Here is a 21,971-nt window from a genome sequence, read left to right on the forward strand (position 1 = left end):
ACAACATGTTCGTACTCGCGATCGATATCGGCACCGAGGGCGCTCGCGCCGGAGTCTTCGACGAAACGGGAGCGCGGCTCGCCGACGCGTCGGCGTCGTACCCCACGCACTTCCCGGCCCCGGGGTGGGCGGAGCAGCATCCGACCGACTGGTGGGCTGCGGCCGTGCAGGCGTCGCGTTCGGCGCTCGCCGCAGCCGGCGCCGTGAGCGTCGCGGCGGTCAGCGTCGCCACCACGGCGTCGTCGGTGGTCGTGGCGGGCGCCGACGGTGAGCCGCTGCGGCCCGCACTGCTCTGGATGGATGGGCGTGCCGCACAAGAGGCGGCGCTCACTACGCAGATCGATCACCCGGCTCTACAGTTCGCCGGAGGGTCAGATAGCGCGGAGTGGCTCGTGCCAAAGGCGATGTGGATCGCGAAGCACGAACCAGAGGTCTACGCGGCGGCGCACCGCATCGCCGAGTCGGTCGACTACTTGACCTTTAAACTCACGGGCGACTGGGTCGGTTCGCGCATGAATGCCACCTGCAAGTGGAACTACGACCACCGCGGCGACGGGCTGCCCGAGGATCTGTACCGCGAGCTCGGGGTTGCCGGGCTCTCGGAAAAGTTGCCGCAGCGCATCTTGCCGGTCGGCGCGATCGCGGGCGAGGTCAGTGCGCGCGCGGCGGGGGAACTCGGCATCGCGCCCGGCGCCGCGGTCGTGACCGGCGGCATCGACGCGCACCTCACGCTGGTCTCGCTGTGGGGGCGCAGCGCGAACCCCGTGGCGATCGTCGCGGGAACGTCGAACGCGTTCATCGCAGAACTCGACGATCCGGTTTTCTCGCCGACGATCTGGGGCCCATACCCCGGCGCGTTGCGCGAGGATCGATGGCTGATCGAGGGCGGGCAGATCTCGGCCGGGGCGGCGCTGTCGTGGCTGTCCGAGCGCGTGCTCGGCGTCGGGCGCGAACGCATCGGCGAGCTCGTCGCTCGTGCGTCTGACGTGCCGGCGGGCCAGCACGGCTTGATCGTGCTCGATCACTTCATGGGCAACCGCACCCCACTCCGCGATCCCAAACTGCGGGGCGCGGTGCTCGGCCTGACCCTGGGCACGACGCCGGAAGAGCTCTACCGGGCGACCGTCGAGTCCGTCGCCTACGGCACGCGTCAGGTGCTCGAATCGTTCGAGCAGGTCGGCGTGAACACTGCCGATACATTCCTCACCGGAGGGATCCGGCACAACCCGCTCTGGTTGCGCACGACCGCCGACGCACTCGGCCGCCCGGTGAAGCTTGTCGCCGGTGAGAACTTGACCACCCGTGCCCTCGCCGTGCTGGGGGTCGCCGCAATCTCGAGCGAGGCGCTGGAGGCCGTTGCCGGCCGCTTCGCACCCGAATGCACGACGATCGAACCCGACGACAGCGCCACCGCGGCGCTCGACAACGGGTACGCGGCGTATCTGGAGGCGACCTCGGCGCTGACCGAGATCAGCCACCGGCTCGCCGATTCCGTCGCGGCGCGCGGCCAGCGCGTGGAGGTGGGGGCGTGAAGACCGATGACGACACGCTGGCGGTGCGGGCCGCCGAGCTCTATTACCAGGATGACAAGAACCAGGCCGAGATCGCGGCGATCCTCGGGATCAACCGGTGGAAAGTCGGCCGCCTGCTGAGCTACGCCAAAGAGCGGGGCTACGTGCAGATCGAGGTGATCCATCCGCGCGCTCGCCGTCTGCCGCTCGAGCGGGCCCTGCGCGACACGTTCGGCCTGCGCGACGCCGTCGTGGTGCCGCAGGCGGCGAACGAGCGCGAGTCATTCCAGCGCACGACCATGGCTGCGGCGGAATTTCTCGCGACGATGCGCCCGGTTCCGCGGAGCCTCGGCATCAGTTGGGGGCGCACGCTGCAGCAGATCGCCACCGACCTGCCGGAGGCCTGGGCATCGGGCATCGAGGTGATCCAGATCAATGGCGGCGTCACCGTGAATCGCAAGGCGGGCATGGCCTCGTCGACCGCCACCACCATCGCGCAGAAGGGCGGTGGCACGGTCACGCTGCTGCCGAGCCCGGCCATTCTCGAGCAGGCGTCGACGCGCGAAGCGATCGAGGGCGACCGCACGGTCGCCGGCATTCTCGAGGCCGCGCGCGAGGCGTCGGCCTACGTGTTCAGCGCCGGTGCCGTCGGCGGCGACTCGGTGCTGGTGAGCAGCGGCTATCTCGAAGCCGCGGACCTCACCCGACTGACCGAGCTCGGCGCCGTCGGCGACGTGCTCGGCCGCTACATCGATGCCGACGGCAACATCGTCGATCCCTCGTTGAACGCCCGCACCCTCGGGCTGACCATCGCCGATCTGCAGTCGGCCGACACCGCGATCGCGGTGATCTCGGGGCGGGCGAAGTGGCCCGTCTGCCGCGCGGTTGTGCGCAGCGGCACCTGCTCGGTACTCGTCACCGACGAGGACTGCGCCACTCACCTGTTGAAGGAGCACACATCGTGATCAACACCTCCACTGCCGAGGCCGTCATCGACGACGCCGCGGCACCGCTCTTGCGCATGCGCGGTATTCGCAAGGGTTTTCCCGGCACGCTCGCACTTTCCTCGGTCGACCTCGACGTGCACGGGGGAGAAGTGCATTGCCTGCTCGGCGAGAACGGCGCAGGGAAATCGACCCTGATGAAGATCTTGGCCGGCTCCTACATTCCCGATGCGGGCACCATCGAGATTGCGGGATCGCCCGTCGTGATGCAGCGCCCGCTCGATGGCATTGCCGCGGGCATCGCCGTCATCTATCAGGAGCTCGACCTGTTCCCCGACCTCACTGTGGCGCAGAATCTCTTCCTCGGGCACGCGCCGTCGCGCGGTGGCATCGTGCAGCGCGGTGAACGTCGCCGCTTGGCACTCGACGCCCTTTCGCGTGTGGGAGCAGTCTTTTCGCCCGATGCGCGCGTGGCGGATCTCTCGATCGCCGATCAGCAGCTCACAGCGATCGCCCGGGCGCTCACGACGGACGCGCGCATCATCGTGATGGACGAACCCACGGCGACGCTCGGCGAGGCCGATGTCGAAAACGTGTTCCGCGTCATCCGCCGACTCACTGAAGAAGGCCGTGCGGTCATTTACATTTCTCACCGACTCGACGAGATTCGGGCGATCGGTACGCGCATCACCGTGTTGCGTGACGGGGTGGGCGCGGCCAGGTACGCCGTCGCAGACACCGATGCCGAGCGCTGGATCTCGGACATGATCGGCGACAAGAAGGCCGAGCTCACCGAGCACCGGGAACGCCGGGAGTTCTCCGATGACGTCGCACTCGGCATCGACGAAGTTTCCATTCCCGGCTTGATCGATATTCGTGGCATCGAGGTGCGATCCGGCGAGATCGTCGGTCTCGCGGGTCTCGGCGGCGCTGGACGCACGACGCTGCTTTCCGCACTATTCGGTGCACGGCCCGCCGCAAGACGCCTTCGGGTGCTCGGCAAGCCCGCGTCGATCCGTTCGGTGAAAGACGCGATCGGGCACCGCTTCGGGTTGGTGCCTGAGAGTCGCAAGACCGAGGGGCTGCTGCTCGGGCTCTCCGTCGCCCGCAACGCGGGCCTCGCGGCTCTGCGAGGAACGGGGTGGTTGCGGCCCCGAGAGCGATCGGCGGCTCGCACGGCGCCGATCCTGCGCGATCTCGCGGTGAAGCACGCCAACGGCAACCAGGCCGTCGGCCTGCTCTCCGGCGGCAACCAGCAGAAGGTCGTACTGGCCAAGTGGCTCGCACGCGACACCCGCGTGCTGCTGCTCGATGAGCCCACGCGCGGCCTCGATATCGGCGCGAAAGCCGACCTGTATCGGCAGGTGCGCGCTCTCGCCGACCAGGGCGCAGCCGTGCTCGTCGCATCGAGCGAGCTCGGCGAGCTCATGGCGAATGCGGACCGCATCGTCGTGCTGCACGAGGGGCGCAACATCGGAGAATTCGATCCGATCGTCGACACCGAAGAGACGATCAGTCACGCGATTATCAGCGGAAAGGCATCATGAACGCAACGCAGACCGCACCGAAGCCGGTGCAGACGGACACCGTCGTCCGACCGACCTGGAAGCAGCGCAGTTCCGGGTGGCTCATCAAGGGCAACCTCTTGATCGTCTTCGTGGTGATCTGCGCGATCGCCGCGCTGCTCAGCCCCGACTTCCTGACGGTGCGCAACATCTCGAACCTGCTGCAGCAGTCGAGCCTCACCGGCATCATCGCCATCGGCATGACGCTGGTCATTCTGACGAGCGGTATCGATCTGGCAGTCGGCTCGACTGCCGCGCTGAGCGGCATGCTCGTCGCGATCCTGCTCGATGGCAAGATGCCCATCGCGTTCGCGGTCATCGTCTCGCTCGCCGCTGGCATCGGTATCGGCCTGCTCATGGGGGCGGTGTCGTCGTGGATCAGGCTGCCGGCGTTCATCGTGACGCTCGCCGGGCTCACCGCGGTGCGCGGGTGGGCCTACACCCTGACCGACGGTCGACCGGCTGGCTCGGGGCTGCCCGACTCCTTCACGATCATCGGCGGCGGTTATCTGGGGATCCTGCCGCTCACCGGGCTTATTTTCATCGCGGTGACGATCGGCACGGCGCTCATCCTGCGCTACACGACCTTCGGCGAGTACATCTACGCGGTCGGCAGCAATGAGGAAGCCGCGCGGCTCTCGGGCGTTCCCGTGAACTGGGTCAAGACCGCGGTCTTTGGCTTCTCCGGACTGACGGCGGCGCTGGCTGGCGTGCTACTCACGAGTCGACTCACGATTGGTCAGCCGACCGCCTTCCAGGGAGCCGAACTCGACGCGATCGCGGCGGTCGTGCTCGGCGGCACGAGCCTCTTCGGTGGGCGCGGTAGCGTGGGCGGTACCTTCGTCGCGGTGCTGCTGCTCTCGGTGTTGAAGAACCTCTTCAACCTCATGGGCATCGGATCGTTCGTGCAGATGATCGCCACCGGCCTGATCCTCGTACTCGCACTCATCTTGAACAAGGTTCTGGACGCTCGCGCTCAGGCCGCCGCCCGCTGACCCGTCACTGAGGAGAACACCCATGAACAGCGCATCTCTCGACCTCGCCCGCACCATCGACCACACGTTTCTCAAGCCCGAGGGGCGTCGCGCCGACGTCGAGGAAGCGGTCGCCGAAGCTGCCGCCCTCGGCACATACAGCGTGTGCGTCTCGCCCTCCGAGCTGCCGCTCGTGCTGCCCGAGGGCAGCTCGCTCAAAATCACCGCAGTGTGCGGGTTTCCGAGCGGCAAGCATCAGTCGTCGGTGAAAGCGGCGGAGGCGGCCCTCGCCGTGACGCAGGGTGCCGACGAGATCGATATGGTGATCGATTTCGGTGCCGCGCTCGACGGGCGCATCGATGCCGTCGAGGCCGACATTCGCGCGGTGCGCGAGGCCGTGCCCGCACCCACAGTGCTCAAGGTGATCATCGAATCGGCGGCGCTCGACGACGCCACGATCACCGCCGTGTGCGGTGCGGCGGAGGCGGCTGGGGCCGACTTCGTGAAGACCTCGACGGGCTTCCACCCGGCAGGCGGCGCGACCGTGCACGCGGTCGAGGTGATGCGTGCCGCAGTGGGGGATCGCGTCGCCATCAAGGCATCCGGCGGCATCCGCAATCGCGACGATGCCGAGGCTATGCTGCGCGCCGGAGCGTCGCGTCTCGGCCTGTCGTCGAGCCGCACCGTGCTCGACGGCGGCACCGGCAACGCGTCGTACTGACGTAGCCCGCTTCGGGTGTTGGGTGTTGGGTGTTGGGAGTTCGGTGCTTTGCTGTGGTGAGCTGCACTGAGCGCTTGCCGCTGCAACTGTTGAATGCTCAACAACGATTCCGTGAAAAATTGGGAATCTGATCTGCGGCGTGCGGCGTGCGGCGTGCGGCGTGCGGCGGCGATGAATGTCGGTGGTGGGTCTCATGCTGGAGGTATGGACGCAGCAGAGATCTTCCCCGAGCCGCAGGGTGGCGCGCTCGACTGCGTGTTGCGTGAATTGGCGGGCGTCGAGGCTGAAATTCGCGCGGCCGAGGGGCGCAAGCGTGAGCTGCTCGCCGAAGTGCGGAGGCTCAGTGACGAGGTCTGCGACGCGCGAAGGCGGTCTGGCGCCGCTGCCGAGATGGTGTACCGGGCGGCGGCGGCCGAGGTGGGGTTCACGCTCTCCATCTCCGATCGCAGTGCTGAGGCACTCATCGCGCGCTCGCGTGAGCTGAGCGTGGAATTTCCTGCGGTGCTGGAGTCGCTCGGCGCCGGGCGCATTTCGGCGGCACACGCTGCAGCGGTCGCTGATGCCGGAGCACTTGTGCAGGGCGCGGCCGCGCGCCGGGACTACACCGAGGCGGCGCTGCGTGTGGCAGAGGGTGAGACCCCGAATCGCACCCGTCGTGCGGCGCGGGTGCTCGCTGCTCAATTCGCGGAGGCGAGCTTTTCGGAGCGTTACGCACGTGCAGCGGAGCATCGTGCGGTCTGGGTGACCCCGCTTGACGACGGCATGGCTGAGTTGCACGCCGTGGTCGACGCTGCGGCGGCGTCCGCGTTGCATGATCGGTTGACTCGGGGTGCCCGGGCACAGCTCGACGCTGCGGCACGCGCGGCAGTCGCCTTGCCGAACGCCAGCGCCAGTCAGAATGCCGGAGCCAGCCTGAACGCCAGCAACCCCTCGGCCATTGGTCCCGTCCGCACGCTGGCACAAGCTCGTGCCGACCTCTTCGTTGAGCTGCTGCTCAACGGCGACCCAACTTCGGCCTGGCAGTCTCAGGGTGGGGTCAGCATGAGCGGTATCGACGCACGGGTGCAGGTGGTCGTTCCTGCGCAGATGCTCGGCGGAGCGGCGAGCCCACTGTCTGCCGAAGACCTCGGCCAGTCACAGCATCCCCAACGAGGGGCAGCGGGTGATGTTCCACCGGTAGGTATCGCGGAACTCGACGGGTACGGGCCGATCCCGGCAGCACGAGCGCGACTGCTTGCGGGGCTCGCGAAAACCTGGGATCGCGTGGCGGTCGACCCCGAGACCGGGGAAGTGCTGGCCGTCGATCGATATCGTCCGTCGGAAGAACAGCTCAGATTCTTGCGGGCACGCGACCAGCATTGTCGGTTCCCCGGGTGCACCATCGTGCCGTTCAGAGCCGACATCGACCACACTCGCGATGCGGTGCTCGGTGGCGAAACCTCGATCACCAATCTCGCCGTGCTCTGCCGTCGGCATCACACCATGAAACATCACGCGGGCATGAACATGGTGCAGCACGCCAACGGAACGATCGACTGGACGTCGCCACGGGGTCAGCGCCAACGCGAACGACCTCCCTCTCGAGTGCGGTTCGCGCGTGTACCGATCGAACCGCCATTCGGCGAAGCCGAGCAGGCGGCATAGCGAGGCGCCGCGGTGCCGCGGTGAATCAGCGCCCCGGTGAATCGGCGGAGCACCGCGTACGCTGCGCCGACGTTTAGTGAACCCGCAGCTCCTGACCGGCGCGCCAGACGGCGACCGTCAACGGGGGAGCGCTCAGCGCGATCTCTCGCAGCAGCTCGAACTCGACGCGGTCGGCATTGCGCCGATGGATCTCTGCGTCCGCGCCTCCGGCACGCGCTGCCAGCCGAGCGAGGCCGAACTCCGCGAGCAGGCCGCGCTCTTCGAGCATCTCGTCGCGCAGCGCGAGGACCACGAAATCGTCGACGTCGGGAACCTCGGCAAAAGCTTCTGCCGGATCCTCACCATCGCGTACCCGGTGTTCGAGGATGGTTTGCCGCTCCAGCCGCGCGTCCGAACGGAGCTGCACGAGCCGTTCCGTCGTCAGGTGCAGGGTCGTCATCGTGATGCCTGCTGTCGTGCTTGCGCGGCCTGCTCGTCACCCGATGCTGCAGCCGAGCCGCGCGCTACACGGATCGCGCCCGTGTCGTGCGTGATGGGCACGCGCCGCCACGGGATGAGCGTGGGTTCTGCCTCGAGCGAGGGCAGAGCGAAGTCGAACCGCGACTTGACCGCGAGAAGCACGAGCAGCAGCCAGTTGCCCTCGATGAGCAGTCGGCTCTCGGTGAGCGACTGCACCAGCAGCGCGACGACGAGCAGGAACGGCCAGAGCGCACTCGTCGCGTAGGGCAGCGGCGGGCCGTAGCCACGACGCGGCGGATCGACGGCGCGGAACCACACCCGCCACGTGGTCAGCACGATCAGCGGCGCAAACGCGAGCACCCCGACGATGCCGAGCTGGAACCAGACGTCGAGCCAGGCGTTGTGCGCACTCATGACCGAGACACCGGCCTTGACATCGAGCGACTTGAAAGGCTCTGCCCAGGGCGCCCAGTAGCTCACCCAGCCCCAGCCGAACCAGGGCCGCTGATCCGCCAATTCGATGACCTTGTGCCAGGTCTCGACCCGGCCCGTGAGGTCTCCGCTCTTGCCGAGCAGCCCGAAGACGAAGTCGCGGGCGAACAGCGCCGCCCCGATCGCGGCGGCGAGCAGCACACCGCCCGTCGCGTAGAGCGGCACGCGGCGCTCCGGGCCGAGGCGACGCGCCCACAGCGCCAACGCAAGCGCGACGAGTACCGCGGCGAGTGCCACCCACACGGTGGCGGCGCGGGTGAGCAGAATGATGCCGAACGACACCGCCACCCAGAACCAGCCCCAGACGGGGCGCACGAGCCCCGCTCGCAGTTGTATGCCGAAGATGATGACGCCGAGCAATGCGAGGAAGCCGAGCAGCACCGAGCTCGCGACGAGACCCTGGATCGGCCCGCCGGCGAACAGCAGGTCCCGGCTCCAGTAGAGCAGCTTCGGGATGCGCCCCTCAGGGATAGGAATGAAGTTCTGCAGCAGCGGTTCGCGCACGATCACCGCGACGAACAGCTCGAAGACGAGCGAGAGCCCCAGCAGATAGCGCAGGGCCGTGCCGAGCGTGCGCAGCACCTCGTGCCACGAGAGTACGAACGCGATCACCACGGCGAGGAGCGTGGTCGCCAACTGGGCGAGCACGCCGAGCACGCTCTCGACGCGGTACTGCGACCATGCGATGGACAGGATCGCGAGGCCGAGGAACCAGTAGAGCGGAGCGGGCAGCCGGTACCAGCGGAACCGATCCGGGCGCTCGCGCACGAAGATGACGACGCCCCAGACCACGAGCGCGGCGGCGAGCCCCAGAAAACCGGGCCAGTCGACCATGTTGCGCAGGCCGTTGGCGCCCAAAGTGAGGATGAACACGCAGATCGCGTACGCGCTCACTCCGAGTCTCGTCTTGCTCTCCGACATAGTCGGTATGGTAGTTCATGCTTCACGGGGGACCATGTGCAGCTGACGCCTGCGGGCAGCGGAGGAAAGACGTGCTGATCTTTATCGAGAACACCCCGCGAGCATACGCATGGGGGTCGACCGACGCCCTCCCGCAGATGCTCGGCACCGCCCCGACCGGCGAGCCGCAAGCGGAACTCTGGCTCGGTACCCACCCCGGGAGCCCGGCACAGGTCGCCAAGGCGACTCCGGTGCAGCACACGCTCATCGACCTCGTGCAGAGCGACCCCGAGCGTTACGGGGTGAACGGCGGGCCACTGCCGTTCCTGCTCAAAGTCCTCGCCATCGGCGCGCCGCTCTCGCTGCAGGTACACCCGAATCAGGCGCAAGCGGCGGCGGGATACGCGGCCGAAGAAGCCGCGGGCGTGCCTCGCGACGCGGCGCACCGCAATTACGGCGACCCCACCCATAAACCCGAACTGCTCGTCGCGCTCGGCAAGGTGTCGGCGCTGAGTGGATTCCGAGATCTCGCGACCGCCCGGGAAGACTTGCTACTGCTCGCTGCCGCGGCGCGCGAGGTCGGGCGTGCCGCGGGGGCCGCGGGTCTCGAGCGCGCCGCCTGCCGGCTTGTCGGTCGCGACCCGCGCGAGCTTCGCCGCGCGTTCCTCACCTGGGTGTTCAGCGACGAGGCGAGCATCACGGACGCATTGGAGTGCTTGCCCGCGGTGCTCGGTGCCGCGGAGCACGGCGACATCGATTTCTGGGAACGCGCGCTCGCGGAGGGCACGGTCGATGCGGATCGCCTCACCGCGCTGCGGGCGCTCGCCGCAGCGCACCCGGGCGACCCGGGAGTGCTCGTCTCAGTGCTGCTGCACCTCGTGCACCTCGAACCCGGCGAAGCGATCTATCTCGGCGCGGGTCAGCTGCACGCATACCTCGGAGGCATCGCCGTCGAAGTCATGGCCTCTTCCGACAACGTGTTGCGAGCCGGTCTCACCTCGAAGCATGTCGACATCGATGAGCTCTGCCGCATCGTCGATACCGGTGAGCTCGCCGACCCCCGATTCCCGGCACTGCGCGTGCGCGCCGGCGTGCTCGCCTGGCGACCCGAGGTGCCCGAGTTCCAACTGGTGCGCGTGCGCGTGCGCGAGGAGGGCGTCGACGCCTCCGGCGATCCGACAGCACTCGATGCCGCGCCCGTCGTAGAACTGCCCGTGCTCTGCCCCGTGGTGCTCATCGTGACCGCCGGCAAAGTACGCATCGAACGCCCTGAAGCCGTGCTCACCGAGGTGGCGACTGCCCGTCGCGGCCAGTCGCTGTACATCTCGGCGGGCGAACCGGTGCGCATCACCGGCAACGGCGAGGTGTTTCTCGCCAGCGTGGGCGCGGAAGTCACCGACCGTCTGGAGCAGCAGCGCGCTGACGTGTGAGCTCGGCGCGGCGCAGGCGAGTACACTGATCCGCGTGTCGAATGCCGAATCACGAGCCACCGCCTCACCCGCAACACCCGTCGCGCCGGGCGCCCAGCGCGCCGATCGTCTCGGCGGCTTGGGGCGTGTGCTGATCACGGTCTACATCGTGCTCGCCATCGCGGCGACCTTCCGCTCGGTCTACCAGATCATCGCGAAGTTCGACGAGGCACCACTGGCGTACTCATTGTCGGCACTCTCGGGTGTCGTCTACATCGTCGCGACGATCGCACTGATCAAGCGTCGCGGCATCTGGCGCACGATCGCCTGGGCGGCACTCATCTTCGAACTCACCGGTGTGCTCGTCGTGGGCCTCCTGAGCGTGATTGAGCCCCAGCTCTTCGGCCACCCGTCAGTGTGGTCGTTCTTCGGCAGCGGCTACGTCTTCATTCCGCTGGTGCTTCCGGTGCTCGGCCTGCTCTGGCTGCGCAGCACGGGCAAGGCGGAACGCGCTGCAGCAGGGTCTGCGTAATGCAGATCATCGAATCGATCGACGCGATTGACCCCGCGGATTTTGCCGCCGGGAGCTGCGTCGCAGTCGGCAAGTTCGACGGACTGCACATCGGGCACCAGGCGATCCTCGAGCGCATGCGCGTCGCAGCGACTGAAGAGGGGACCCGCAGCGTCGCCTTCACCTTCGCGAATCACCCGCTCGGGTTTCTGAACCCCGAGTCGTGCCCGCGACCGCTGATGAGTCGCACCCAGCGCCTCGAAGCGATCGCGGCGCTCGGTCTCGATGCGTGCGTCATGGTCGAGTTCGACGCCGACTTCGCGTCGATTTCGGCGGAGACCTTCGTGGTCGATGTGCTCGTCGGCCGTCTCAACGCAAAGCACATCATCATGGGCGGCGACTTCCGCTTCGGGCATCGTGGAGCCGGTGACGGCGACTTGCTGCGTGCGCTGGGGGCTCAGCACGGGTTCGTCGCAGAGGTGCTCGACTTCGTCGAAGACGATGAGGCAGGGCAGGTGTCGTCGTCGCGCATCCGCACCGCGGTGCTTGCCGGAGACGTGGAGGCGGCGGCGCGCATGACCGGGCGACCGGTGGCGGTGCGCGGCGAAGTCGTGCACGGCGATGCCCGCGGTCGCGAACTCGGGTTCCCCACTGCAAACCTCGGCGGCGCGCTCGAGGGTCTCGTGCCTGCCGATGGTGTCTACGCCGGCTGGGTCGTCATCGACGGAGAGCAACGAGCGGCGGCGATCTCTGTCGGCAACAACCCGACGTTCACCCCCGATGAGGTCTCGCGCGTCGAAGCGTTCATTCTTGATTTCTCGGGCGACCTCTACGGGCGCGTTATGGAGGTGCGCTTCGCTCACCGTCTTCGCGGCATGGTGCGCTTTGACTCGCTTGACGCGCTCATCGAGCAGATGGATGACGACGTCGCGCGTGCGCGGCAGCTGCTTGCCAACTGATCGCAAGCTTCGCATTCCGTCATCGTTGGGCCGAACGCAGCGAGGCGAATGCTAGAATCGTGAGCACGGTCGCGCTTTCTGCGGTTCGTGAGTCCCATGCCGCGCATGAGGTCAGGCTCCGAACCCGCGAGCGGCCCGCGACTCGGTACGCGTTCCGAGACTGCAACTCGCCGATCAGGAGATCCTTTGGCAACCACCACTGCCACGCGCCAGTCCCAGCAAAAGGGCGGCGCTCAGCGCGGTCAGTCGCGCTCGAACGGCCGCCGCAAGCACACGCACAACGAGGGCATCATTCCGCTGCTCGCGCGTGCCGTGCGCGAGGTCGAATCGTCGGCGCAACGGGGCAAGGCCACCCCGGCGAACCGCACCAAGTTTCACGTTATCGCGCTGCTCATGCGCGAAGAGCGCGCTCGGGTGAAGACCGATGATCAGGTCAGCGACTCGGAGCGCGCAGAGACGCTCAAGCGTCTGGACGGCGTGGCAGCGATCCTCGCCAAGACCGCTGCCCGAGACACCAGCCTCATCACGCTGCTCGAACCGACCGCAGCGATCACGGAGGCCACTCGACTCCTGAAGCGCAAGATGCTGGGTCAGGCGGGCATCGAACTTCCCGAGGAAGAGAAGGTGGCACCCGAGCCCGCACGCGCGATCGTGCCGCCCGAGCTCGCCGAGCGCCAGGTCGAGCCCGCGGGCATCGAGGCCCGCATGCTCGCGAACCCGTTCTTGTCACCCGACCTCGCCCCGCCGAAGCAGCCGACCCCGGTCGTGCGCCTCGCGAACTGGGAGTTGCTCGGCCCGCTGCTCAAATCGTTCGAGCAGGGCGGTGGCGGGTCGGCGTGCATGGATCTTCCGGCGCCCCCGGTGCCGGATCGCCTCGCCCCCGCCGGGCGCGAACTCATGCCGCACCAGGCCCGCTTCCTCGCCGGTGTGCGCGAAGGTCACCGCAGCTTCTTGCTCGCCGATGAGCCGGGCCTCGGCAAGACTGCGCAGTCCGTGCTCGCGGCGTCGGTTGCCGACGCCTACCCGCTGCTCGTCGTCGTGCCCAACGTCGTGAAGATGAACTGGGCGCGCGAGGTCGAGCGGTGGACGCCGCAGCGTCGAGTCACGGTCATCCATGGCGACGGACAGAACGTCGATGCCTTCGCCGATGTGTTCGTCGTGAACTACGACATCCTTGATCGCCACCTGAGCTGGATCTCAGACTTCGGATTCAAGGGCATGGTCGTCGATGAGGCGCACATGATCAAGAACGTGCAGTCGCAGCGCTCGCGCAACGTGCTCGCCATCTCGGAGCGCATTCGTGAGCGCACTCCGGGCGTCTCGCCCCTGCTGATCGCGCTGACGGGCACACCGCTCATCAACGACATCGATGATTTCCGCGCGATCTGGCGCTTCCTCGGGTGGACCGAGAGCGACAAGCCGGGCTCCGATTTGATGGCGCGTCTCGAGAACAACGGGTGGACGCCGGCTGACCAGTCGTTCTACCGCGAAGCGCGCCAGAGCGTGATCGATATGGGCATCGTGCGCCGCCGCAAGATCGACGTCGCCGCCGACCTGCCCGCGAAGCGCGTCGTCGACCTGCCCGTTGAACTCGACGACGAACTCGGCCGCGGCATTCGCGAGGCCGAGGCGCAGCTCGCGAAGAAGCTGCTCGACCGCTTCCGCGTCGTCAAGCGCGGCAAGCTCGGCGAGAAGCTCGATGACACCGCGATCATTCGTATGGTCGCCGCACAGGAGCTGGAAGAGTCGAACTCGTCTGCTGACGGTCTCAATGTCTTCACCATGGTGCGCCAGATCGGCCAGGCGAAGGCCGCGCTCGCCGCGGACTACGCGGCGCAGCTCGCGCGATCGGTCGGCAAGGTCGTCTTCTTCGCGAAGCACATCGACGTCATGGATCGTGTCGAGCGACAGCTCGCAGAGGCCGGGCTCAAGACGGTCTCCATTCGCGGTGATCAGACCGCGGCGTTCCGTCAGGAGCAGATCGACGCGTTCAACCAGAACCCCGAGATCTCGGTGGCGGTGTGCTCGTTGACTGCCGCCGGCGTGGGCGTGAACCTGCAGGCATCGTCGAACGTGGTGCTTGCCGAGCTCAGCTGGACGGATGCCGAGCAGACGCAGGCGATCGACCGCGTGCACCGTATCGGCCAAGACGAGCCGGTTACCGCGTGGCGCATTGTCGCCGCGCAGACCATCGACGCGAAAATCGCCGAGCTCATCGACGGCAAGGCTGGGCTCGCCGCTCGTGCACTCGACGGAGCCGCGGCTCCGGCGGAAGACGCCGACTCGGTGCAGCTGCAGGCGCTGGTCGGCGTGCTGACCAAGGCCGTCGAGCAGTCAGGGGAGTAGCGCTGCAGGGGGCCGAGGTGATCGACTCCCTGGCCGCATGCGTCTCCATTTTGGCACGAACATGAACGTGCGCGAGGATCCCGCCAGCTAAGCTGGACTTCGGGCGCCGTGGCACACGTCTGCCCGAAAGTGTTCGCGCGTCGAAGGGTGAGGTGCCGCATGCGTATCGGTGTGTTGTGCTCAGGCGGGGATAGCCCCGGAATGAACGCGGCCATCCGTGGGGCGGTGCTCCGCGGGGTCGAGGTCCACGGGTTCGACATGGTCGGCTTCATGGACGGCTGGCGCGGCTTTCACGAGGGCGACCTCGTGCCGCTCGATCGTGCGGCGGTGCGCGGCATTTCACCGCTCGGTGGGGTGATCCTCGGCACGAGCCGGGTGCAGCCCTTCCTTTCGGGGCGCGGCGACGCCGCCGACATTCAGGCGATTCGGGATCGCGTCGCCGAATACGGGGTCGACGCGTTCTTGCTGATCGGCGGCAACGGAACCCAGACCGTCGCGCAGCTGCTCACCGATCACGGCATCCCCGCGATCGGCCTGCCCAAAACCATCGACAACGATCTGGGCGGCACCGACTTCACCTTTGGCTTCGACACGGCCGTGTCGATCGCGTCGGAGGCCATCGACCGTCTGCGCACCACGGGCGAATCGCACCGTCGCTGCATGGTGCTCGAAGTGATGGGCCGCGATGTCGGTTGGATCGCCCTGCACGCCGGTATGGCGGGCGGTGCGCAGGTCACACTGATTCCTGAGTTCCCCGAATCGATCGAGCAGATCAGCGAGTGGGTGCTCAGTGTGCGCGACCGCGGCCGATCATCACTGGTGGTCGTCGCGGAGGGATTTCGGCTCGCGGGTGAAGCGGCGCAGACGACGCGCCAGGGGCTCGACGGCTTCGGGCGTCCCCGGCTCGGCGGGATCGCCGAGGTGCTCGCGCCGCTCATCGAGCAGCACACCGGCATCGAGACCCGCGCCACCGTGCTCGGGCACGTGCAGCGCGGCGGATCGCCGACGGCATTTGACCGCGTGCTCGCGACGCGCACCGGCATCGCGGCGGCCGACGCCGCGGAGGCGGGGCAGTGGGGCACGATGGCGGGGCTGCGAGGCGATCGCATCGAAATGGTGCCGCTCGCCGAGGCGGTCGGGCACCTGAAGACGGTGTCAGATGCCCGGTACGAAGAGGCGCGCCTCAACTTCGGATGAGCCGAACACTGCCCAGGTAGGGCGGGTCAGGAGTTCAGGCGATCCTGCACGTCTTTCAGTGACGGGTTCGTCGCGGTGGACCCGTCAGGGAATACGAGTGTCGGCACGACCGCATTGCCGCCGTTGACCGACTTGACGAGTTCTTCGGTGCCGGGCGTCTCCTCGATGTCGACCACGGTGTAGCCGATACCCGTCTTGTCGAGCATGAGCTTCAGACGCTTGCAGTACCCGCACCAGACGGTGGAGAACATGGTGACGGTGCCCGACTCAGGCGTGAAATCGGTGAGTGCTGCGGTGCTCATGTGGTCCTCTCGATCGACCTCACCAGCGTACTCCGGGTGGCTGTGCGGCAGCAGGTCTCGACCTCTAGGTGAACGACAGGTGAACTCGTCGGCTCAGCTTGACCTGCCGTGAGCCAGATGTAACCATGATGTACGGCGCTTGCGCAGTGACTCTCGAGCCTCACGGAAACGTGAACACGAGGTGACTTCGCCGGTGTGTACCGGAAGGCCCGACAGGGTCCCGCTCCCGAACGAAAGACGCCGGTGGAACTCACCCTCATCGTGCTGCTGGTCATCGTGCTGGCCCTCTTCTTCGACTTCACGAACGGCTTTCACGACACCGCGAATGCGATGGCGACGCCCATCGCGACCGGTGCGCTCAAGCCGAAGACCGCGGTGCTGCTCGCCGCGATTCTGAACCTCGTGGGCGCGTTCCTCTCGACCGAGGTCGCCAAGACGATCTCGGGCGGGCTCATCAATGAGGGCGGTGATGGCGTACTCATTACGCCCGAGCTGATCTTCGCGGGCCTCATCGGTGCGATCGTTTGGAACCTCGTCACGTGGCTCTACGGCCTCCCCTCGAGTTCGTCGCACGCGCTCTTCGGCGGTCTCATCGGTGCGGCGATCGTCGGTGCCGGGGTCGCAGCGATTAATGGCGGCGTCTTTCTCTCCAAGATCCTGATCCCGATGGTCGCGGCACCGCTTACGGCCGGCATCGTCGCCTTCACCGCGACGAAGGTCGCGTACGCGATCACGAAGCGCAACGACGGCAAGAAAGACGGCCGCGGTCGATTCCGCTACGCCCAGATCGCGTCGTCGTCGCTCATCGCGCTCGCGCACGGCACCAATGACGCGCAGAAGACGATGGGTGTCATTACCCTGACGCTCGTCGCCGCGAACCTGCAAGAGCCCGGCACCGGCCCGCACCTCTGGGTCGTCGTCGCCTGCGCGTTCGCTATCGCGCTGGGTACGTACTCGGGCGGCTGGCGCATCATTCGTACGCTCGGTGCGGGTCTGACCCAAGTGAAGCCCGCCCAGGGATTCGCCGCCGAGACGAGCACCGCGGCAACGATCCTCGCGTCGAGCCATCTCGGCTTCGCGCTCTCGACGACGCAGGTCGCGTCGGGCTCCGTCATCGGTTCGGGTCTGGGGCGCCGCGGGTCGAGCGTGCGCTGGCGCACCGTTGGGCGCATCGCCTCGGGCTGGTTGTTCACGCTTCCGGCTTCCGGTGCTGTCGGCGCCATCGCCGCGGCGATCGCACACACCGGGTTCGTCGGCGTCATCATCGATGCCGTACTCGGACTCGCGTTCATCCTCTTCATCTTCTGGCGCTCGAGCCGCAACAAGGTCGACCACGGCAACGCGATCCCGGTGCCCGACGTCGCCGAGTCGGGCTACGCCGTGCGCATTCGCAAGGGCAAGGTGAAGCCGGTGAAGACGGAGACCGGAACTCTGCCTCCGCTCACCTCCGTGGCGCAGGCCGCCGTGCTCGACGACATTGCTGCGAAAGAGGCGGCGCGCGAAGCGGAGCGGGCGGCCCGTGAAGCCGCGCGAGCGGAACGTGCTGCGCAGCAGCAGGAGAACGCGGCAAACGATTCGAAGGGCGAATGATGATCGACTGGATGGCCTTCCTGATCGTATTCGGCGCCGCACTCTTCTCGGCAGTGTTTGTCGTTGCTCTGTACTCGCTCGGATTGCGCTTTCTCGCGACACCGGCGCCTCGCGCCCGGTTGGCCGATGGATCGCTCGAGCCGAACGGACCCTCGCGCGACGATGAAGACGACGATGTCGACGACATCGGTCGCCCCCGCTGGGCGACAATCGCCGCGAACGTTTGCTTTGGGCTCTCCGTGCTCGTGGTGCTGATCGGCATCTTCCTGATCATTCCGGCTCTGCACTTCTGGTGATTCCCTGACCTTGCGCGCGTGCTGAGATGCGGTGCGTAAGGTGGCCGTATGAACGGCACGACGCTTGAGCGGATTCCTGACATCGTCGCTGGTCTGCGACACTCCTTCGCAGCGGGCCTGACCCGGCCAGAGTCCTGGCGACGCGAGCAGCTGCGGCGACTCAGAAGTGCACTCGTCGAGCGCTCGGACGAGTTCGAGGCGGCATTGCACGCGGATCTCGGCAAATCGGGTACCGAGGCGCAGCTGACCGAAATTGGTTTCGTCATCGCCGAGATCGATCACGCTCTGCGGCATCTGCGTCAGTGGATGCGGGCGCGGCGCGTGCGCGTGCCGCTCGCGGTGAAGCCGGCCGCCGCCCGTGTCGTTGCGGAACCCCTCGGCGTCGTGCTCGTCATCGCGCCCTGGAACTACCCGCTCATGCTCGCGCTCTCGCCGGTCGTCGGTGCGCTGGCAGCGGGGAATGCCGTCGTGATTAAGCCCAGCGAGCTGGCCCCCGCGACGTCTGCGCTGATCGGTCGTCTGGTGCCCGAGGTACTCGACCGACGCGCCGTCGCGGTGATTGAGGGCGGGGTGCCCGAAACGACGGCGCTGCTCGCCGAGCGATTCGATCACTTGTTCTACACGGGCAATGGGCGAGTGGGGCGCATCATCGCGCACGCGGCGGCGGATCACCTCACCCCGGTCACCCTCGAACTCGGAGGCAAGTCCCCGGTCTACATCGATACGACGACGTCGCTGGCGGATGCGGCTCGCCGCATCGCCTGGGGCAAGTTCATGAACGCGGGCCAGACGTGCGTCGCACCCGACTACGTGCTCGGAACGCCGACGGTGCTCGCAGCGCTGCAGCGACACCTCGTCGATGCGATCCACGAACTGTATGGCAGCGCGGTCCACGCGAACCCCGACTACGGGCGGATCGTGAGCGACGCGCAGTTCGCACGCCTGGTCGGGTACCTCGGCGATGGAAAGGTGGTGTCCGGGGGAGAATACGAATCCTCGACGCGCTTCATCGCACCGACGGTGCTCGCGGATGTCGACCGCGGGTCATCGGTCATGAGCGACGAGATCTTCGGGCCGATCCTGCCGCTCGTGCCCGTGACAAGTCTCGACGACGCGATCGCGTTCGTGAACACCCGCGACAAGCCACTCGCCGCCTACGTCTTCAGCGGGGACGCCGCGGTGCGACGGCGCTGGGAACGGGAGACGAGCTCGGGGGCGCTCGGGTTCGACGTGCCGGCTCTGCACCTCGTCGTGCCCGATCTACCGTTTGGCGGAGTCGGGCAGAGTGGAACCGGTGCCTACCACGGCGAGCGATCGTTCCGGTTGTTCAGCCACGAGAAGGCGGTGCTCGCGAAGCCGCTCGCACCCGACACCCTCGCGTCGACGATCATGCCGCCGTACACCGCCGGCAAAGATGCGTTCGCGCGACGGTGGCTCGGCAAACTGCTCGACCGCAGCGTATAAGCGGTTTCGAATCTGCCCGTCGCTAGGATTGGCCTGTGGAAGAGCGCAGAAGCACCGCCGCTGAGAGCGGCGTGGAAGCCGAGGGTACGAACGCTGCCCAGGAGTTGCCACTGGGTGTCAGGGTCGCCGCGGCGTGGTCATGGCGATTGCTGCTGATCGGCATCGCCCTGGCGGGGTTCCTCTGGCTGGTCGTGCAGGTGCGGATTATCGTGATTCCGCTGCTGATCGCGATTCTGCTCACGGCGTTGCTCACCCCGATCGTGCACTGGTTCGAGCGGCAGAAGCTGCCGCGGTGGCTCGGCGTCGTCTTTGCTCTGGCGATCTTCGGCGCCTTCGTCTGGGTGCTGCTCACACTCATCATCACGCAGTTGCGAGATGGTTTGGGTGACGTCGCCGCGCGCTCAGAAGAGGTCTGGTGGGAGATGCTGCGCTGGGCCGAAGCGACCTTCGGCATCTCGGCGAAAGAGATCGGCGGTTACACCGATCAGCTCTGGAAGGCCGTCGAGGGGCATCAATCGGAGCTCTGGAACGGCGCGCTCGGCATCGCGACGTCCGCCGGTCAGTTCGTGACCGGTCTGCTCCTCACCATCTTTTCTCTGATCTTCATGCTCATCGACGGTCGACGCATTTGGAACTGGGTGCTCGGGTTTCTCCCCGCACGTGCGCACGCTCCCGTTGACGCGGCGGGCCGCGCGGGATGGGTCTCGGTCGGGCAGTACGTGCGCGTGCAGATCTTCGTCGCGTTCGTCGATGCCGTCGGTATCGGTGTGGGCGCGGCGATCCTCGGTGTGCCGCTCGCGATCCCGATCGCAATCCTCGTCTTCCTGGGGTCGTTCATCCCGTTCCTGGGTGCGATCAGCACCGGTCTCCTCGCAGCGTTCATCGCTCTCGTATACAACGGACCGGTGAACGCGCTCATCATGCTCGGCGTGGTGATCCTCGTCAATCAGATCGAGGGCCATGTGCTGCAGCCGCTCGTCATGGGCAGCGCGGTGCGCGTGCACCCGCTCGGCGTCGTGCTCGCGGTGTCGACCGGCGCACTGGTTGCGGGCATTCCCGGTGCACTCTTCGCCGTGCCACTGGCCGCAGCCGCGAACTCGATCGTCAACACCCTGGTGAAGCGGCAATGGGAGGCGGGGACCGACCCGGTCGCCGAATACCATCGCAATGATCACGCCCACCAAGAGGCCCGGCAGCGGGCCCGCAGTATCGCCAAACTCCGTCGCAAGGGAGGACGTCCATGACCGAACAGAAGACGGCACCAGTACTCGCAGATTTCGAGCGTGCGCTCGAGAACGTGCATCGGGTCACGCAGCACACGCCGCTCGAGACGTCGCGCTATCTCGCCGAGATTCTCGGCGTTCCGGTGTACATGAAGTGCGAGAACCTGCAGCGCACGGGCGCCTACAAGCTGCGCGGAGCCTACAACCGCCTCACGCAATTGACTGCGGACGAGCGTGCTCGTGGTGTCGTCGCGGCGTCGGCCGGGAATCACGCCCAGGGCGTCGCCTTCGCGGCGCGCGAACTCGGCATCAAGGCGACGATCTTCACCCCGCTCGGGGTCGCGCTGCCTAAGTTGCAGGCCACGCGCGGCTACGGTGCCGAGGTTGTGCTCGAGGGTTTGACGTTCCACGAGACGAATGCCGCTGCGCAGCGTTTCGTCGAAGAAACGGGCGCGACGTTCATTCCGCCGTTCGACCATGAGGCGGTGATCGAGGGGCAGGGTACGGTCGCGCTCGAAATCCTCGATGAGGCGCCCGACGTCGAGACCATCGTCGTGCCGGTCGGTGGCGGTGGGCTCGTCTCGGGCGTCGCCGTCGCCGCGAAGCTTCGCGCAGAGCGCGATGGGCGACCTATGCGCATCATTGGCGTGCAGTCGGAGAACGCGTCGCCGTTCGTCGCCTCACTCGACGCGGGTGAACCGGTCACCATCACGACGAAGCCGACGATCGCCGATGGCATCGCCGTCGCGCGCCCGGGCGATCGCAACTTCGAGCTCGTGCGCGAGTTCGTCGACGAGGTCGTCACCGTGAGCGATGACGACATCGCACGGGCCATCGTGATGCTGCTCGAGCGGGCCAAACTCGTCGTCGAGCCCGCAGGAGCTGCCGGCGTGGCCGCGATGCTCGCGGGCAAGGCGAACGTGAGCGGGCCGACTGCGGTGATTCTGTCGGGCGGAAATATCGATCCGCTGCTGCTGCAACGCGTCATCGGTCACGGCCTCGCGGCGTCTGCTCGGTACATGAAGCTGCGCATCTTGCTGCCTGATGTGCCGGGTCAGCTCGTGCGCACCGCGTCGATCGTCGCCGAGAATAATGCGAACGTCGTCGAGGTGATTCACACTCGCCACGCGACCGAGCTGCCGATCAGCGAGGTCGAGCTGGAACTGCACATCGAGACCCGTGGGCACGATCACGGCGAGGTCGTCGCGCAGGCGCTGCGCGACGCCGGCTACACCGTGCGGGTGGGCGAGCGCTACTAGGAGCGACACGCATCGCGTGGCGCCGTAGCGCTCGGTGCCGCCCACGGCGGCAGCCCACGGAGCGAAGCGCGGGGTGGAGCGCTACTAGGAGCGACACGCATCGCGTGGCGCCGTAGCGCTCGGTGCCGCCCACGGCGGCAGCCCACGGAGCGAAGCGCGGGGTGGAGCGCTACTCGGCGGCGCCAGGCATCGCGTGGCGCCGAAG

Annotated in this window: 19 protein-coding genes; 16 read left to right on the forward strand and 3 right to left on the reverse strand. The window is 67.3% G+C overall.

The window, feature by feature from the left end; translation table 11 throughout:
- Positions 1 to 5: 5 nt before the first annotated feature.
- The 6 genes from CH42_RS15205 to CH42_RS15230 all read left to right on the forward strand — a co-directional run bounded on the left by CH42_RS15205 (position 6) and on the right by CH42_RS15230 (position 7,359).
- Positions 6 to 1,532, forward strand: a complete 1,527-nt coding sequence (locus tag CH42_RS15205) for an FGGY-family carbohydrate kinase (protein WP_053354051.1) — start codon at positions 6 to 8, stop codon at positions 1,530 to 1,532.
- Positions 1,529 to 2,476 (forward strand): sugar-binding transcriptional regulator, encoded by a 948-nt coding sequence (locus tag CH42_RS15210; protein WP_053354052.1) that lies wholly within the window; start codon positions 1,529 to 1,531, stop codon positions 2,474 to 2,476. The genes CH42_RS15205 and CH42_RS15210 overlap by 4 nt, the downstream gene beginning before the upstream one ends.
- Complete coding sequence (locus CH42_RS15215; RefSeq protein ID WP_204374557.1) at positions 2,473 to 4,002, forward strand: sugar ABC transporter ATP-binding protein; 1,530 nt, start codon at positions 2,473 to 2,475, stop codon at positions 4,000 to 4,002. Before CH42_RS15210 ends, CH42_RS15215 begins: the two co-directional genes overlap by 4 nt.
- Positions 3,999 to 5,015, forward strand: a complete 1,017-nt coding sequence (locus tag CH42_RS15220; protein WP_053354053.1) for an ABC transporter permease — start codon at positions 3,999 to 4,001, stop codon at positions 5,013 to 5,015. Before CH42_RS15215 ends, CH42_RS15220 begins: the two co-directional genes overlap by 4 nt.
- Before the next feature lie 22 nt (positions 5,016 to 5,037).
- Entirely contained in the window at positions 5,038 to 5,715 is a 678-nt protein-coding gene (deoC, locus tag CH42_RS15225) for a deoxyribose-phosphate aldolase (RefSeq protein ID WP_053354054.1), read from the forward strand.
- A 204-nt stretch (positions 5,716 to 5,919) separates the two neighbouring features.
- The gene (locus CH42_RS15230) at positions 5,920 to 7,359 is read left to right on the forward strand and encodes an HNH endonuclease signature motif containing protein (protein ID WP_053354055.1); all 1,440 of its coding nucleotides are present in this window, start codon (positions 5,920 to 5,922) and stop codon (positions 7,357 to 7,359) included.
- A gap of 73 nt (positions 7,360 to 7,432) precedes the next feature.
- Here the strand turns inward: CH42_RS15230 and CH42_RS15235 are convergent, their stop codons facing one another.
- Together CH42_RS15235 and CH42_RS15240 are read right to left on the reverse strand one after the other, a co-directional pair.
- Positions 7,433 to 7,798 carry a hypothetical protein gene (locus CH42_RS15235; RefSeq protein ID WP_053354056.1) on the reverse strand — a complete coding sequence of 122 codons (366 nt, stop codon included), beginning with the start codon at positions 7,796 to 7,798 and terminating at the stop codon, positions 7,433 to 7,435.
- On the reverse strand, positions 7,795 to 9,231 hold the full coding sequence (locus tag CH42_RS15240) for an O-antigen ligase family protein (RefSeq protein ID WP_053354057.1): 1,437 nt from the start codon (positions 9,229 to 9,231) through the stop codon (positions 7,795 to 7,797). The genes CH42_RS15235 and CH42_RS15240 overlap by 4 nt, the downstream gene beginning before the upstream one ends.
- Before the next feature lie 71 nt (positions 9,232 to 9,302).
- On the opposite strand from CH42_RS15240, the gene manA reads away from it, so the two are divergent.
- From manA to CH42_RS15265, 5 genes are all read left to right on the forward strand, one after another.
- Positions 9,303 to 10,640 (forward strand): mannose-6-phosphate isomerase, class I, encoded by a 1,338-nt coding sequence (manA, locus tag CH42_RS15245; RefSeq protein WP_053354058.1) that lies wholly within the window; start codon positions 9,303 to 9,305, stop codon positions 10,638 to 10,640.
- A 34-nt stretch (positions 10,641 to 10,674) separates the two neighbouring features.
- On the forward strand, positions 10,675 to 11,151 hold the full coding sequence (locus CH42_RS15250; protein ID WP_053354059.1) for a hypothetical protein: 477 nt from the start codon (positions 10,675 to 10,677) through the stop codon (positions 11,149 to 11,151).
- On the forward strand, positions 11,151 to 12,089 hold the full coding sequence (locus CH42_RS15255) for a bifunctional riboflavin kinase/FAD synthetase (RefSeq protein ID WP_053354060.1): 939 nt from the start codon (positions 11,151 to 11,153) through the stop codon (positions 12,087 to 12,089). Before CH42_RS15250 ends, CH42_RS15255 begins: the two co-directional genes overlap by 1 nt.
- 186 nt (positions 12,090 to 12,275) lie before the next feature.
- On the forward strand, positions 12,276 to 14,435 hold the full coding sequence (locus CH42_RS15260) for a DEAD/DEAH box helicase (protein ID WP_053354061.1): 2,160 nt from the start codon (positions 12,276 to 12,278) through the stop codon (positions 14,433 to 14,435).
- A gap of 159 nt (positions 14,436 to 14,594) precedes the next feature.
- Positions 14,595 to 15,632 carry a 6-phosphofructokinase gene (locus CH42_RS15265; RefSeq protein ID WP_053354062.1) on the forward strand — a complete coding sequence of 346 codons (1,038 nt, stop codon included), beginning with the start codon at positions 14,595 to 14,597 and terminating at the stop codon, positions 15,630 to 15,632.
- Between the two features lie 26 nt (positions 15,633 to 15,658).
- Here CH42_RS15265 and CH42_RS15270 read toward each other — a convergent pair whose 3' ends face one another.
- Positions 15,659 to 15,934, reverse strand: a complete 276-nt coding sequence (locus CH42_RS15270; RefSeq protein ID WP_053354063.1) for a mycoredoxin — start codon at positions 15,932 to 15,934, stop codon at positions 15,659 to 15,661.
- A 243-nt stretch (positions 15,935 to 16,177) separates the two neighbouring features.
- Here CH42_RS15270 and CH42_RS15275 point away from each other — a divergent pair, with 243 nt between their 5' ends.
- The 5 genes from CH42_RS15275 to ilvA are packed head-to-tail and all read left to right on the forward strand — an operon-like array spanning position 16,178 to position 21,766.
- Positions 16,178 to 17,524 carry an inorganic phosphate transporter gene (locus tag CH42_RS15275; protein WP_053354064.1) on the forward strand — a complete coding sequence of 449 codons (1,347 nt, stop codon included), beginning with the start codon at positions 16,178 to 16,180 and terminating at the stop codon, positions 17,522 to 17,524.
- Positions 17,521 to 17,820, forward strand: coding sequence for a hypothetical protein (locus CH42_RS15280; protein WP_394325248.1), 300 nt, complete (start codon positions 17,521 to 17,523; stop codon positions 17,818 to 17,820). The genes CH42_RS15275 and CH42_RS15280 overlap by 4 nt, the downstream gene beginning before the upstream one ends.
- Positions 17,821 to 17,868: 48 nt before the next feature.
- Positions 17,869 to 19,284, forward strand: coding sequence for an aldehyde dehydrogenase family protein (locus tag CH42_RS15285; protein WP_053354065.1), 1,416 nt, complete (start codon positions 17,869 to 17,871; stop codon positions 19,282 to 19,284).
- 35 nt (positions 19,285 to 19,319) lie between these two features.
- Positions 19,320 to 20,528, forward strand: coding sequence for an AI-2E family transporter (locus CH42_RS15290; RefSeq protein WP_053354066.1), 1,209 nt, complete (start codon positions 19,320 to 19,322; stop codon positions 20,526 to 20,528).
- Positions 20,525 to 21,766 (forward strand): threonine ammonia-lyase, encoded by a 1,242-nt coding sequence (gene ilvA, locus CH42_RS15295; RefSeq protein WP_053354067.1) that lies wholly within the window; start codon positions 20,525 to 20,527, stop codon positions 21,764 to 21,766. Before CH42_RS15290 ends, ilvA begins: the two co-directional genes overlap by 4 nt.
- The last annotated feature ends 205 nt before the right edge of the window (positions 21,767 to 21,971 follow it).

It is taken from the genome of Leucobacter musarum subsp. musarum (assembly GCF_001273845.1).
GTDB lineage: Bacteria > Actinomycetota > Actinomycetes > Actinomycetales > Microbacteriaceae > Leucobacter > Leucobacter musarum.

Coding starts and splice junctions, on each gene's coding strand:
- deoC (WP_053354054.1), top strand. CDS start 5,038: ATGAACAGCGCATCTCTCGACCTCGCCCGCACCATCGACCACACGTTT.
- CH42_RS15285 (WP_053354065.1), top strand. CDS start 17,869: ATGAACGGCACGACGCTTGAGCGGATTCCTGACATCGTCGCTGGTCTG.
- CH42_RS15255 (WP_053354060.1), top strand. CDS start 11,151: ATGCAGATCATCGAATCGATCGACGCGATTGACCCCGCGGATTTTGCC.
- CH42_RS15280 (WP_394325248.1), top strand. CDS start 17,521: ATGATGATCGACTGGATGGCCTTCCTGATCGTATTCGGCGCCGCACTC.
- CH42_RS15230 (WP_053354055.1), top strand. CDS start 5,920: ATGGACGCAGCAGAGATCTTCCCCGAGCCGCAGGGTGGCGCGCTCGAC.
- CH42_RS15240 (WP_053354057.1), bottom strand. CDS start 9,231: ATGTCGGAGAGCAAGACGAGACTCGGAGTGAGCGCGTACGCGATCTGC.
- CH42_RS15220 (WP_053354053.1), top strand. CDS start 3,999: ATGAACGCAACGCAGACCGCACCGAAGCCGGTGCAGACGGACACCGTC.
- CH42_RS15270 (WP_053354063.1), bottom strand. CDS start 15,934: ATGAGCACCGCAGCACTCACCGATTTCACGCCTGAGTCGGGCACCGTC.
- ilvA (WP_053354067.1), top strand. CDS start 20,525: ATGACCGAACAGAAGACGGCACCAGTACTCGCAGATTTCGAGCGTGCG.
- CH42_RS15265 (WP_053354062.1), top strand. CDS start 14,595: ATGCGTATCGGTGTGTTGTGCTCAGGCGGGGATAGCCCCGGAATGAAC.
- CH42_RS15205 (WP_053354051.1), top strand. CDS start 6: ATGTTCGTACTCGCGATCGATATCGGCACCGAGGGCGCTCGCGCCGGA.
- CH42_RS15235 (WP_053354056.1), bottom strand. CDS start 7,798: ATGACGACCCTGCACCTGACGACGGAACGGCTCGTGCAGCTCCGTTCG.